Raw genomic sequence first — 14,317 nt, forward strand, 5'->3', positions numbered from 1 at the left:
AGCTTCACAGTTACCATTTGTGTTCCTTAAAATCTACGGATTTATTTGGGGGCTGCCGCATCCCAGTCTGCTTGAGATTTCTGTGCAAGCTCCAAAGGCGTCTTTAACGGACCGGCAGGCGCCAAAAACTCCGCATGTACGCTGGCTTCCTTAATGTACTGTCCAACATTTTTACGATTGATAAACAGCTGATCCCAAGAGAGCTTGAAGTTTTCCAGGGAAGGCTGGATTTCTCTAATAAAATCGCTGCTTATCTTCACATCAGACTGTGTTGGTAAAAATCCGGCAGCGTTCACAAAATCCGTGTAGTTCTGCTTCTCGGAAAGCATTTCAAGCCATTTGATCGCATACTCCTTGTTTGGTGATTTCTCCAATACCATCCAGGTCATATCATACTTGCCTGCCAGGTTTTTATTTTTAGCTGGATCGTTACTGCCTGGGATCGGGAAATAACCAAATTTCAGCTCTGGATTGGCTGTCTGGATCGTAGTTGCATCCCACGTACCATCCGCAATCATCGCTACACGCCCGGAAGCAAACAAACTTGGCAAGGTCCCATAGTCGATCCCCATAAATCCACCAATGGCGTTGTTCATCAAAACTTGTGTTTTTTCCAACACCTCAAGCTGGACGGGATCAGTCAGTTTGGTCTTGCCTGTCCACAGCCCTTTGATGTATTCCAACTGATCATCATGGATAGAGGCTTGAAGCCCTTGGACAGCAAGATTAATAGGCCACACATCTTTACCGCCAAAACCAATCGGTTCCACACCGTTATCCTTGAGCACCTTCATAACTTTCACCAGTTCGTCCCAGGTTGTAGGCACAGCAAGCTTATACTTTTCAAAAATCTCTTTGTTGTAAAACAGACCTGTCAGTGCCACCTTACCCATATTTACTCCGTATACTTTGTCGTTGTAAGTCATGGCATTTTTAACATCTGTAGGGTTGTAGTTTTTGATAAAAGCCTGGTCTGACAGATCTGCAATGAGTCCTCCGTCAATCCACTGCTTCCACATTGGATCAGCAGCTCCCTTAGACCATTCCTGCGGCGCGCCTACAAAGCTGAACTTGAGGGGAATAATGTCTGCATCACCAGTTGAACCCGCATTCATACGCGTTTGCATCAGTTGATCATAAGTGGAATCCGCAGGAACCGTTGTATATTCCACCTGAACATCCGGATACTTCTCTTCAAACTTTTTATTAAATTCCTTGATATAGTTATTAATGTTCTCCTGTTGCCAATGAATAATCTTCAACGTGACCTTTTTATTCCCGTTCTGTCCAGCGTCGCTGCCTTTGCCGCAAGCGGCTAATACCACTATTAAAGCGGTTACAACAAGTAAAGAAAGACACTTTTTCAGCATTGCAAAATCCCCCTGTAATCTTAGAATAAATGCATTCACCTTTACGAAAGCGGTTTAGTTAATTACAGCTACTATTATGTATCGAATAGCCTGTATTTGTAAATAGCGTTTTATAAATTATTATAAAAAACATAAATCTCCGTTAAATTATCTTTCTTACTCCTTAAAATATTTGAATAGATCCTTGAATAGCTCTGTTGACTCTTTTCTATGAGGTAGCATAGAATACGAGTAATCATTAAGTTTGAAATACAAAGTCAATTTAACTAAATCAGTTTAGTTGCGGAGGATTCCATGAATATAAAAACTATAGCTAGTATGGCAGGCGTTTCAGTAGCAACGGTTTCGAAAATCATAAACAATTACACAGATATCAGTGAGGAAACTAGGCAGCGCGTACTTAAAATTATGGAGGAAACAGGCTATAGACCCTCCTCCTCGGCTAAAACGCTTGCTACCAAAAAATCCAATCTGGTAGGCGTTATATTCGCTGGCAAGCTGAATGTCGATTTTAGTCATCCTTTTTTTGTGGACATCATTAATGTTTTTAAAAAGCAGATTGGCTTGCTCGGTTACGATCTGCTGTTTTTTTCAAATGAGAAGTTTCTCGATAATGGAGAGGACTATTTGGCTCGCTCGAAATATTTTTCGGTGGACGGGTGCATTATTATTGCAGGAGACGAAGTGGAAAAAAGTGTTTTTGATCTTGACGCCAGCCCCATCCCCTGCATCGGTGTTGATATTGAGCTAACTGGGACCAGCTCCTGCTACATCATGTCCGACAATCAGAAGATCTCCATGAAGGTTGTTGAGCACTTTTACATGAATGGATACCGCGAGATGGGTTTTATAGGCATTGAACGCCCCTCCTTGGTTATCAAAGAGAGAGAGGAAGCGTTTATCGCTTCACTAAAGCGGTTTAGTCTTGATGTAAGACCAGAATGGATCGTATATGGTAAGGACTATGCGGCAGAGGATGGGTACCAGATCGCAAAGGCGTGGATACAGCAAGGTGATTTACCAAGAGCTATTTTTGCGGCTACTGACCTGCTTGCCTTTGGCGCCATCCGTGCTTTCAAGGAAAGCGGCTTGAGGGTACCCGAGGATATCGCCGTAGTAGGATGTGATGATATTGAAGCCTGTCGTTATACCGATCCTCCACTGACGACTGTAAAACAAGACAAGCAAAAAATAGGCCGTCTAGCCGCTATGGTGCTGTTTGACCTGATGAATAAACAAATGGACACAAAATGTATTAAAGTAGAGCCCGAGCTAGTCATTCGTACCTCCTGCGGAGCTCGGCAAAATTGGAACCATACAAGGGTCGAGGGATAGCACATACCTAAAAAAAGGTGACTCCTGTCGAGTTCAGAAGTCACCTTTTCTGCAGTTTAAATATCTATATAAAGCCCTTTCGTTTAAGCTATTACTTGTAGGCCATCGTTGCCTTCACAGCCTTTTTCCAGCCTTCGTACAGGCTTTCACGTTCTGCTTCATCCATCGTAGGGGTAAAGGAGGTTTCCACCCTCACCCGCTTACGAAGTTCATCCATACTCTTCCAATATCCAACAGCCAAACCTGCTAGGCATGCAGCACCCAATGCTGTTGTCTCATGGATAACTGGTCGTTCCACCGTCGCATCCAGAATATCACTTTGGAATTGCATCAGGAAATTGTTCAACACAGCTCCCCCATCTACCCGCAACGTCTTCACCGTAATGCCTGAATCAATCTCCATGGCGGTAAGCACATCCTTGGTCTGATAAGCGAGTGACTCCAAGGTGGCACGAATAAAATGTTCCTTTGTCGTCCCCCGCGTCAGACCGAACATTGCTCCACGCACCTCGCTATCCCAGTAGGGGCTGCCCAGGCCGACAAAAGCGGGTACAAGATACACCCCTTCTGTAGAGGAAACACGGGCGGCATAAGGCTCACTGTCCTTCGCCTCACGGAACATGCGCAGCCCGTCTCGCAGCCACTGGATCGCGGACCCCGCAACAAACACACTCCCCTCGAGCGCGTATTGTACTTTGCCTTCCTCCAGTCCCCAAGCGATGGTCGTGATCAGACCGTGTTTGGATTCAACAGGCTGATCCCCTGTATTCATGAGCATAAAGCAGCCTGTTCCATAAGTGTTTTTGATCATTCCTTTTTCGTAACAAGCCTGACCGAACAAGGCTGCCTGCTGGTCGCCTGCTGCACCCGCGATCGGTACATTCTGACCAAAAAAGTGATAATCCACGGTGTGCGCATATATCTCGGAAGAAGGCCTTACCTCTGGCAGCATGATTTTCGGAACCCCCAGAATGTCCAGCAGCTCTTCATCCCACTTGAGCTCATAAATGTTGTACATCAGTGTTCTCGCTGCATTGGAGTAGTCCGTTACATGAGCCTTTCCGCCGGATAGCTTCCAGATTAGCCACGAGTCAATCGTACCGAATAACAAGTCACCTCGTTCCGCCTTTTCCCGCGCGCCTTCTACATGATCCAGGATCCACTTTACTTTAGTGCCTGAAAAATACGGGTCGATCAATAGCCCTGTTTTGCTGTGAAACAACTCTTCATGCCCTTGTCGCTTCAATTCATCGCAAATATCCGAGGTTTGACGTGATTGCCATACGAGTACGTTATACACGGGTAATCCTGTATTTTTGTCCCACACGGCCACCGATTCCCGCTGATTAGTAATGCCGATGGCAGCAATTTGATTTGCTTTTACACCGGATTCGGAAAGACAGGAGGCAATAACGCCCAGAATAGAACTCCAGATTTCATTCGCATTCTGCTCTACCCAGCCGGGGTGAGGAAAATATTGCGGAAATTCCCGCTGGGCTGAGTACACCACATCTCCTTCGCTATTGAACAAAATCGCTCTTGAACTTGTCGTTCCCTGGTCTAGTGACAAAATATATTTTTCCATCTTCATCTCTCCCCGTGTAAATCCATCGTTTTTACGCTGTAAGCTTGTGATCGATTTTATGATTTTTATAAGTACGACTGATACGGGAGGCAATCAAAAGTACCACTACGATGACCCCCAATAAAATCCAGAAAGCCGGAGTCACACTCCCCTTAAAAACGGCCTGATAAAATGGCCCTGCGAAAGATCCCCCCAATAACGGTCCTACAATGGGCACCCATGCATATCCCCAGTTGGAAGCTCCCTTCCCGGGAATCGGTAGCAAATAATGCATCAGGCGCGGTCCAAAATCTCTCACTGGATTGATGGCATAGCCCGTTGTGCCTCCAAGAGATAACCCGATACTGACAACCAAAAAACCAACAATCAGCGGTTTCAGACCGTCTGTAAATGAATTGGCACCAAACGACAGTAAAGCAAGAACAAAGATAAAAGTAGCTATCATTTCACTAAGCACGTTGGCAAACGGATGATCAATAGCTGGTCCTGTCGCAAATACACCGAGTTTGGTTGCCGTGTCCTCTGTCTCTTTCCAGTGGGGCCAATAATGTAAAACGACGATCACTGCACCTGCCATGGCTCCAAGAAGCTGGGCCACAATATAGCCGGGAACATCCTGCCATGGAAAACTACCCTGAAATGCCAACGCGAGTGTAACTGCCGGATTCAAATGTGCTCCGCTGATTTGACCGACCGCATACACTGCAATAGCTACCGCGAGTCCCCACCCCATTCCAATTACAATCCAGCCGGAAGCGTGAGCAAATGACTTTTTCAGGGACACCCCTGCGCACACTCCGCCACCTAGGGCAATAAGAATCATTGTCCCTATGAATTCGGCTGCGTATGGCGACATACAACCAACCTCCTCAATAGATCATCCGATTTTGATCGTTTTCATCGCGCAAAAAAGGAAAGCCATCACAAACCAACCCTGTGCTGTACCATGGGATGTCTGCGTGGCTCTCTTGTCTCCGTCACGATTATTAACTTAAATTTGATATTATATAAGCATGTAAGCGATGTCAACTACGGATTTACGTCTTCTTATATCTAAAAATAATCGTTGACCATGTTAGACTGCCCGATTTATGATGTGAAAAAATGGCTGGATGTAAAGATTTTAGGATGAATACGACACTCCCAAACTTGATGAAGAAGGGAAGAATGTTATGCTGAAATTTCTGCAAAAAATCGGCAAGTCGTTAATGCTTCCAGTGGCTACCTTACCCGCCGCAGGGATTTTGCAAGGGCTAGCTCTCATTAATTATGAAACAGACATTCCGCTTGGTCCTGGAGTTGGTGGATTTCTGAATCATTATGTCACTCCTTTTCTGAACGAAGGGGCGGGTGCAATCTTCGGCAACCTGGCATTAATTTTTGCCATCGGTGTTGCGATCGGCTTGGCAGGAGATGCGGTTGCCGCACTATCTGCGGTCATCGCCTATATGGTGCTGACCCGTATTTTGGCGGCAGTACCGGGCATTTTCGTGTATATCCCTGATGACGTTAAGCTGGATATGGGGGTGCTGGGTGGCATTTTTATCGGTGGCTGGTCCGCTTATCTGTTCAAAAAATATCACAATATCCAGCTTCCGGATTGGCTCGGCTTCTTCTCCGGCAAACGTTTCGTCCCCATGATTACCGCCTTCACCACCATGATTTTGGCCGTTTTGCTCGGTATGATCTGGAGCCCGGTACAAGATGCGATTGCAACCTTCGGCAACTGGATAGTCGGCTTCGGCGGAATAGGATCGATGGTGTTCATGATCGCCAATCGGCTGCTAATCCCGCTCGGTCTACACCATGTACTGAACTCTATCGCGTGGTTTCAGATTGGTGACTATACGAATGCAGCTGGCGAGGTTGTCCATGGTGATCTGACCCGTTTCTTTGCAGGGGATAAATCGGCGGGTCTATTCATGTCCGGCTTCTTCCCCATTATGATGTTCGCGCTCCCGGCAGCCGCCCTCGCATTCATCCATACGGCCAAACCTGAAAAACGCAAAGCCGTCGCTTCTATTTTCATCGGTTCTGCACTCGCGTCGTTTCTAACCGGAATTACCGAGCCCCTCGAATTTTCCTTTATGTTCGTTGCACCATTGCTTTATGGCATACATGCTCTGCTTACAGGTCTGAGCGGCCTGATCATGTACCTGCTGGATGTCAAACTCGGCTTTTCTTTTTCAGCAGGACTCATTGACTATCTGGTCAATATGAAGCTCTCCACCCACCCATTGCGAATGATTGCAGTCGGTCTGGCTTTTGCCGTCGTATATTATTTCCTGTTTCGGTTTATCATCGTCAAATTCAACCTCAAAACACCCGGACGCGAAGACGACGTAGAAAACAGCCTCCTTTCCGATACGAGCCAATCCATATCTAATGAAAAGCCAGAAGCGCGATCTGACAGTCAAGCGAACGATGCAGTGAAAATACTGGCTTATCTTGGCGGTTCGGACAATATTCAAAGCATCGATGCATGTATTACACGGCTGCGACTGGTTGTCAAAGACGACAAAGCGGTTAACGATCAAGCTCTCAAGCAGCTCGGAGCTTCGGGAATCATCAGGCTTGGCAACGGTACGCTGCAGATTATTTTCGGTACTCGGTCCGAAATTCTGAAAGATGAAATACAGCGGTTGATGTAAGTAAGTTCAGGTTCACAAAAGGGTATCTCTCCAATCATCGAGATACCCTTTATGATTGCCGTCAATCTGCCAACAACTTGAATAAACCTAAATTATAGTGTCATATACATGATGTTACATGTATTATTTGCTTTTAAGCACTTATCTCAGTGATTGATGCTGTGCGCTCTTTTTTGTTTTAGGAATACCCCCTCAGCCCACACCTTTATCTGCGCAAAGGCATAGACGACGCCGAAGGAGCAGGCTACAGTCGTCAGATAAACCAAAAGCAGCGCCATAAAGAAAGGAAGCTGGCCTATCAAGTCACCGAACAAGCGCAGCACGATGACCAGAATGAATACGTTCGCTGTAAAGGCCCGGTACGCGTAAGTAGAGAACCATTTGTAATAGGGAAGTGAACGGGAATCCAGGCTGATCAGATGTCTGGCCAGCATGTAAATCAGGAAAATCACGACCAGACTGTACAAGGTCATGGACGGCTTCAGATAAATCAGATTACCAAATGACATATCCTCGAATCCAAAGCTGAAAAATTCACGATTTGTCCAAATGAGAATAAGCAGGACTACCGGAAGGAGTATGAACTGAATCCGGCGAAGCACTCCGTCGAACCGTTCCTTATATACCCAAGCGATTCCACCTACTAGAGCATAAATAAAATAACTGACGAAAAAGCGGTCAAGATAACGCAGACTAGTCGCATATGCTCCTTGGAATACGAAGGCATCGTACATCCATAGCCACGCTCCAAAAATCACGAAGCTTACAATAAGCAGCGGAATGACCCGCGAAGGCTTAGCCAGATATTTGTAGCAGATGAAAATAAGGACAGGCATCAGCAATTGAAATTGCAACATCATCACCGTGTACCAAAACTGTGATGATGCATTACCGAGCACCAATGACTCGATGAGCGTCCATAATGATGCAACGTGCTGATTAACCTGAATTTCCGGGAAGAAAATTAAGCCAGCCGCTGCCCACAGAAAATAAGGAATCACGAGCTCACCGAATTTTTCCTTGTAAAAATGGGATACCTTAGTATGCTGATTATTTTTCACCATCCCATATACGATAGCAAAAATAAAGACTGGTGCAGTATACTTTACTATATTGAAAATAACGCCTAATAAGGCTAGGTCATCATTAGTGTGTGCATACTTCAGAAACATTCCGAGAACGCTTTGCAAGATCGCTCCGCTGACGGCAAACACCTTTAAGATGTCGCCTTCATTGATATTAACTTTTTGGCCTGTAGTGTTTTCCATAATACGCACTTCCCCTTTGAGAGCTTATGTTTGCATACCCCAAATGGTCGTGCATTCCTCCCTTTTGCCGTTGGTATAGTACATTCATCATTGCCAAGGATTGCGGACGAGCTTAGGACCTGAAGAAGTTCGCAGCACCACAGTGCTGGTCCGTCTCTCAAGGATTTCGCGCAGGACGTAGGCGCCGCCCTTCACCTCCAATTGAATATCAATTCGAACATCCAGATGCGCCAACTTGTGCACAAGTCTTTCAGCTGCCGCATAATCAATAGCCTCAGAACCATCTATAACAAGGTCAAGATCACTTGTTTCCCTCACAGTGGGGTATTGTGTCACTATTTCGAACCCCGCACTTCCCACTGGTCCCCAGCGCCAATCCAGCATGATTTCTGCTAATAAATCCAGCACCTGCAGGACAGGCTGTTGCCGTCTCGTTGCAGATAAAAAGTTCCACATCTGACGCTCCGCTATCGCATAAGGAGACACGAGTTGGCACACGCCCTCCGGGTCAAGCAAGGCCGCTTCCCGTTGATTTCGTTCCATTCCACGTATTCCAACAGGAATGCAACCATTTTCTAATAGTTCAGCCCTACGAACGACCACAAAGGGGGTCCGCCTCAGCGAGGCGGTTACCCACTCCTTGTCTTCATTTAAGGAGAGATATTTCAAATTGGACACTTCAATCAGATCATGTGGCCGAATCACCATTGCTCCAAAAGCGCTTTTCGAACGTTATTAGTTGCCGTCCGTCCACCTGCCAGAGCTTCTTTGGTCTGCAAGCGGAAGCTAAGATCGTGAGGCGCTCCTTTCGTACTCTCGATAGCCTCGGAAATGGTCCTTTCCACGATGGCTACATCACTGCTCTGTGGATCATCTGCATGGATACCGCTCAGCATCTGATATAATGCCCCCAGAGTACTGTAGCTACGAACGTCGTAGGCCATAGCTGGAACTTTCTTGGTAGCTTCATCAAGTTCGGCAATCGTCCGTTTGGTAATTCGAGCAGCAGAAGCCTTGGACATGGCCTGAATATTGACCTTGCTGTCATCCAGCGCGATCAAACGATTCGATTGCAGCCCATGCGCGAGGAAGCCTCCGGAAATCGCGTTACCGACGATCACACCGATGACCGGATGGCCTTCTAATCTAGCGGTTGCGTAAGCATCTGCACTTGCAGCAAGGGCAAGGCTGATACCGACCATTTCTTCCTTATAGCCATAGGCTTGACTCGGTACATCGATGATGGCAATGATCGGACGTTTGGTTTCTTTTTTCTCATCTTGACGGATTGCGTCCCTGATGATTTGAGCCACCGTCCAGCCTTCAAGCATACCGACCTCGCCGTTTCTGACACGCGGGAATCGGTTGGAGGCATCCGGAACAATGGCGACATATCTGCACAATTGCCCGTTCTTTTCCACGTCGGCCGCAAGTACTGAAGGAACATCGCTAACTGGATGAGCAATACCCGTCAAGCGGGAGAACCAGCGATAACCTCTACTGTCCGAACTGTTGGCTACGCCCTCTTCTGCCAGCGGGACAGGCTGCTGCACAGGCTGTATCTGCTTGTAAAATTCGCGATAACGCTCAGGTGTCCAAGGTTCTGCAGGATCAAGATTGCTTAACAGGGTTAGATAGAAATCGATTCGCTCTGTTTTGGCAGGCTTCATCGGTGCCTTGAGCGCAGTATCAATCGCTTCGATCACTGCATCCGTCTTATCTTCCACCATTTTGTCAATCAATCCGGTTTGGAAGCGCTGGTTGGCTCCGATGGTGTTCCAAATCAAGGCTTTATCGCTTGAATCGAACTCCATAACCCCTGCTTCCTGCTCAATGACCTCCGGCCCGTTCAGACCGAGGCGCGCTTTCTTCGTAGCAATCAGAGTGGTAAACAATTCTGCAGTAATGGACATTCCCCCAAATGCCCCTACGCGGCCCGGGATCAGTCCGATAACAGGAACGTATTTACGCAGAGCAACGATCTGGGTGGCAATCTCCGAAATCGACAACAACCCGTAGTTCGCTTCTTGTAGACGAACGCCTCCTGTATCGAAAATCATGATGGGATATAGTTTGTTCCCGTCCTTATTCGCTTCCAGTGCCAGTTCGAGCGCTCCGGAGATTTTGGCACCGCTGACTTCTCCAATGCCCCCTCCTTGAAAAGCGCCTTCCATCGAAATGATCAAGACTTTCTGCTTTCGTATTTCGCCAAGAGCCAGAATGATTCCATCATCACTCTGAGGAACAATGCCTTGCGGCTCAAGGTGCGGGGATTGGATTTTGTCCAACGGCCCAAGCAACTCCCGGAAAGTCCCCTCGTCCAGCAACGCTCTGGCTCTCTCGCGTCCATTCAGCTCCACAAAACTATTCTGCATAGTCTAGCACCTCCAGCACTTGCGTAAATCTAAGCATGACTACACCCGGAGTAGCTCCGAAGTCATGAACTGTAATATTGGCAGTAATCGGATAACGGTTAAAAAAACGGGTCAGCACATTCTCCCATACTTGTCCAAATCCATCACTGCCTGTTAAAATGCTAACGCTGGTGGTCTGGCCTTCCACAGGCTCTACAATAATCTCCAAATCCCCCGAACCGACAACACCGATATGTGCCGGCTTACGAATGGGCTTCTTAGTCTGGTATTGAAACTGTAATTTTTCCATCCTTCAGAGACACCTCCAATTAAAAATATCAATCAATAAGAAACAATGTGGCAGCTAGCAGGTCGGCACTTCCTCCGGGTGAGAGTTGTCTAACATTGCAATACTCGGACAAGCGATAGAGCTGCTTTCTCCCCGACTGGGTTCTGAATCCATCTGCTGCAAGGAACGCTGCCGACATTCTCTGAATCGCCATCAGATCCGTCAACTGACCGCGGTGCAGGATGCAGGTATCATCCACACTTGCCATCAAGGCCAATAAAGCCTCTATGCGTGCTTCCACCTCTGTCTTCCCACAAGCCCTGGCGCGCAGCAAAGCAGGCAAAGCTTCGTCCCGGATATGCGGAAAGCCTAGCTTTGCTTCTTCCTCTGCCCCCACTACCACGTATTTCTTCTTTACCGATTGTCCATTCGTCTGCTGCACCGGGCGATACCGGTCATGGAACGATGCAATTCTTCCTGCAATGCTCATAATCTGATGTGGGTCCCGTTCCCTTGGAAAGGCTGCCCGTGCACTGGTTAAAAGGCCAAGGGCCCAAATGGCACCCTTATGTGTATTGACACCATTCGTTGCACTGAGCATTACCTTCTCGCCTTCCCTCCCGATTAGAGCTATTTGCTCGCGCAAAGCCTGGTCCACCGGGTGAAGGTATGACACAATGGCTATTTCCCGAAACGTATCCTCCAATACTCTTGCGGATGCAAGCATCAGCTCGATGGACATATCTGTATGAGAGCCATTGTCTCTGGCATCGACAAGTCCAGGCTTGGGCGAAAGAAGAGCCTCTTCCATCAGTGCCTTTACAGCTTTGGCAGCCAGAGAAGCCGCGAAAGCTGAATGCTTCATCGTGAGCACGGCTTTAAGACCAGCTCCGGAATTTAGCCGGCGGGTCATACAATCCGTCTGACCAATCTACGAGGTCATTGATCGTTTGTGCTGCCAGCAGCGAGCGCTTGGCTTGTCTGCGCATGATCCCAAGATCCTCCGGATAGGCCACGATCCCTCTGTCACGCAGCAGGCTTACATCGCTCTCATTACTTTCAATCCCTAAAGGCGTTACGCCCGCGATTGCCGCGAGTGCCTTCTTTCTCTCCTCTATGCTGTCCGTCTTGTAGAGGTATGCGATGCCTTCCTCGGTGAGGACGTGGGTGACATCATCCCCGTAAATCATAACCGGCGTAATGGCGAGGCCAGATTCATCCTTCACCTTGATGGCATCCAGCGAATCCACAAATACTGGCTTTTTGTTGGCACCGTATGTTTCAACCATCTGGACGACCAATTTCCGGCCTTTGGAGAGTTCCGTCGGGCGCTCGATCATGTCAAGCCAGGCAGGAGTCGCATGTCGCCGCCCCCGAGGATCATGCCCCATATTCGGTGCTCCTCCAAAACCGGACAGTCTGCCGGAAGTAACGGTCGACGAATTGCCCGCGCAGTCCATTTGCAACGTTGATCCAATAAACATATCTACAGCGAATTGGCCTGCAACCTGACACATCGCGCGGTTGGAGCGCATAGATCCGTCCTTGCCGACGAAGAACACATCGGAACGGGCCGCAATGTATTTCTCCATACCGACCTCGCCTCCAAAGCTGTGGATGCTTTCGACCCAGCCGGATTCAATCGCCGGAATCAAAGTCGGATGCGGATTCAGGGCCCAGTGCTTGGCAATCTTCCCTTTCAGGCCGAGCTGCTCACCATAGGTCGGCAGCAGCAGCTCAATCGCTGCAGTATTAAAGCCGATGCCGTGATTAAGCGACTGCACCTGATGTTTTCCATAAATGCCCTTGATCGCCATCATGCCCATCAGGATTTGCAGCTCAGTAATATTTTGCGGATCACGGGTAAACAGTGCTTCCAGTGCGTATGGTTTGTCAGCTTGTACAATGACGTCGACCCAGGAGGCCGGAATATCGGTTCTCGGCAGCTCGTCCACGATTTCATTGACCTGCACGATCACGATCCCATCCTTGAAAGCGGCCGCTTCCACGATCGTCGGCGTTTCTTCCGTATTGTTTCCGGTGTATAGATTGCCCTCGCGATCTGATTTGTCTGCCGCTACCAGCACCACATCTGGAATAAGGTCAATGAAGAGACGTCCGAACAATTCCAAATACGTATGGATGTCACCGAGCTGAAGCGTCCCGTCATCAATCATTTGCGCAACACGCAGGCTTTGGGAGCCACTGTAGGAGAAGTCCAGCTTCCCGGCGATGCCTTTCTCGAAAATATCCAGATGTTCGGGTCTTGAAATGCTGGACATAATCATATGCAGATCATGTACCTTGCCAGGATCGACTTCCAGCAACTTTTGGGAAAGGAAGGACGCTTGCTTTTGGTTATCTCCTTCCAGGACGACCTTCGCGCCTGGCTCGATTAGCGCCTCCATCAGGTCGACGATTCGGGAGGAGTCGATGTATTTTCCGTCCAGCCACTTTTCTACCCTTCCTAACTTTTCCTGCTTTTTATCACGTTTTTGTGACCAGGATCGCAGTACTTTATTCATTCTTCTTGCTCCTTCCATTTTCTAATCAGATACTGAGTCGCTTCCAGACCGATCTCGTGCACAGCCATTTGCCGAGTATCCTTGTGGGATTGCTTGACAAGCCTGGAAAGAGTATGACCCGGCGGCATCTCGATGAAACAGTCAGCTCCCGATTCGACGCAGATAGCCGCCATATCCCCCCACCGGACGGGATATGCTACGTTTAGGGCAAGGTCCTCCGCGATTTTTTCCTTGGCTGTCGTCTTTCTGCCCGTATGATTCACCAAATATGGTATTTGAGCGTCCCGCAAAGAAAAAGTGTGTATTTTCAGCAATAGCTTATTGGCTACCTCTGACATCAGCGGAGAGTGTGAAGGAATCGGAACCTTCAGAAGCACTGTCTTAGCGGCCCCAAACTCCTTCGCATGCATAAAAGCTTTATTCATCCCTTCCAATGAACCAGATATGGCGATTTGCTGCTCTGCGTTCATATTCGAGAGGTAGACCGGCGCCGCCTCGCTATGGGAGAGAATCACGGCTTGTTGAACCTCTGCCTTCGTAAGCCCGATAATCACACCCATTCCATAGCCTTCAGGGAAAGCTGCTTCCATCAACCGGGCACGGAGCCATACGATCCGAAGCGCATCCTCGAATGAGAGAACTCCGGCGATGACCGCCGCAGGGAATGCGCCAATGGAATGCCCTGCCACGAATTGAGGCCGGATACCCTGTTCGATCAACTGGCAGGCTATTGCAGTCTCCTTAACGAAGAGAGCCGTCTGAATCCAGACGGTTGAGCCCATAGCCGCTTCATCGTCACGCAGTTCAGTTCCGATGATGTTTGTTGCCTTTTTCACATAATCGGGTACATCCTGGAGCATTCCAGGAACCTGTGACCCCTGGCCGGGAAATGTAAAAACGATATTCAGAAGCTCACCACCTTTAGCGGATTCATCTTCTC

The 14,317-nt window shown here is 48.1% G+C and carries 12 protein-coding genes; 2 read left to right on the plus strand and 10 right to left on the minus strand.

Annotated features, from left to right (window positions below):
- Positions 1 to 41 precede the first annotated feature (41 nt).
- Entirely contained in the window at positions 42 to 1,370 is a 1,329-nt protein-coding gene (locus tag ACQQ6X_RS19130; protein ID WP_305166599.1) for an ABC transporter substrate-binding protein, read from the minus strand.
- A gap of 294 nt (positions 1,371 to 1,664) precedes the next feature.
- On the opposite strand from ACQQ6X_RS19130, the gene ACQQ6X_RS19135 reads away from it, so the two are divergent.
- Positions 1,665 to 2,705, plus strand: a complete 1,041-nt coding sequence (locus tag ACQQ6X_RS19135) for a LacI family DNA-binding transcriptional regulator (protein ID WP_305166601.1) — start codon at positions 1,665 to 1,667, stop codon at positions 2,703 to 2,705.
- Positions 2,706 to 2,796: 91 nt separating this feature from the next.
- Here ACQQ6X_RS19135 and glpK read toward each other — a convergent pair whose 3' ends face one another.
- Positions 2,797 to 4,290, minus strand: a complete 1,494-nt coding sequence (glpK, locus tag ACQQ6X_RS19140; protein ID WP_305166602.1) for a glycerol kinase GlpK — start codon at positions 4,288 to 4,290, stop codon at positions 2,797 to 2,799.
- A gap of 31 nt (positions 4,291 to 4,321) precedes the next feature.
- Positions 4,322 to 5,146 (minus strand): MIP/aquaporin family protein, encoded by an 825-nt coding sequence (locus tag ACQQ6X_RS19145; RefSeq protein ID WP_305166604.1) that lies wholly within the window; start codon positions 5,144 to 5,146, stop codon positions 4,322 to 4,324.
- 316 nt (positions 5,147 to 5,462) lie between these two features.
- Between ACQQ6X_RS19145 and ACQQ6X_RS19150 the strand changes: the two genes are divergently transcribed.
- Positions 5,463 to 6,941: a PTS transporter subunit EIIC gene (locus ACQQ6X_RS19150; RefSeq protein WP_305166605.1), complete on the plus strand. Its 1,479-nt coding sequence runs from the start codon at positions 5,463 to 5,465 to the stop codon at positions 6,939 to 6,941.
- 146 nt (positions 6,942 to 7,087) lie between these two features.
- On the opposite strand, the gene ACQQ6X_RS19155 is transcribed toward ACQQ6X_RS19150, so the two are convergent.
- The 7 genes from ACQQ6X_RS19155 to ACQQ6X_RS19185 form a co-directional block, all read right to left on the minus strand.
- On the minus strand, positions 7,088 to 8,209 hold the full coding sequence (locus ACQQ6X_RS19155) for an acyltransferase family protein (RefSeq protein ID WP_305166606.1): 1,122 nt from the start codon (positions 8,207 to 8,209) through the stop codon (positions 7,088 to 7,090).
- A gap of 87 nt (positions 8,210 to 8,296) precedes the next feature.
- Positions 8,297 to 8,917 carry a malonate decarboxylase holo-ACP synthase gene (locus tag ACQQ6X_RS19160; protein ID WP_305166607.1) on the minus strand — a complete coding sequence of 207 codons (621 nt, stop codon included), beginning with the start codon at positions 8,915 to 8,917 and terminating at the stop codon, positions 8,297 to 8,299.
- Positions 8,911 to 10,584, minus strand: a complete 1,674-nt coding sequence (gene mdcD, locus ACQQ6X_RS19165; protein ID WP_305166608.1) for a biotin-independent malonate decarboxylase subunit beta — start codon at positions 10,582 to 10,584, stop codon at positions 8,911 to 8,913. Before mdcD ends, ACQQ6X_RS19160 begins: the two co-directional genes overlap by 7 nt.
- On the minus strand, positions 10,574 to 10,873 hold the full coding sequence (locus ACQQ6X_RS19170) for a malonate decarboxylase subunit delta (RefSeq protein ID WP_305166609.1): 300 nt from the start codon (positions 10,871 to 10,873) through the stop codon (positions 10,574 to 10,576). Before ACQQ6X_RS19170 ends, mdcD begins: the two co-directional genes overlap by 11 nt.
- Before the next feature lie 28 nt (positions 10,874 to 10,901).
- Positions 10,902 to 11,726, minus strand: coding sequence for a triphosphoribosyl-dephospho-CoA synthase (locus ACQQ6X_RS19175; RefSeq protein ID WP_305166830.1), 825 nt, complete (start codon positions 11,724 to 11,726; stop codon positions 10,902 to 10,904).
- A 4-nt stretch (positions 11,727 to 11,730) separates the two neighbouring features.
- A complete protein-coding gene (mdcA, locus tag ACQQ6X_RS19180) occupies positions 11,731 to 13,377 on the minus strand; it encodes a malonate decarboxylase subunit alpha (RefSeq protein ID WP_305166610.1) in 1,647 nt (548 codons plus the stop codon).
- Positions 13,374 to 14,285, minus strand: coding sequence for an ACP S-malonyltransferase (locus tag ACQQ6X_RS19185; protein WP_369425864.1), 912 nt, complete (start codon positions 14,283 to 14,285; stop codon positions 13,374 to 13,376). Before ACQQ6X_RS19185 ends, mdcA begins: the two co-directional genes overlap by 4 nt.
- Positions 14,286 to 14,317: the final 32 nt, after the last annotated feature.

The organism is Paenibacillus ottowii, assembly GCF_050516475.1.
Taxonomy (GTDB): Bacteria; Bacillota; Bacilli; order Paenibacillales; family Paenibacillaceae; genus Paenibacillus; species Paenibacillus ottowii.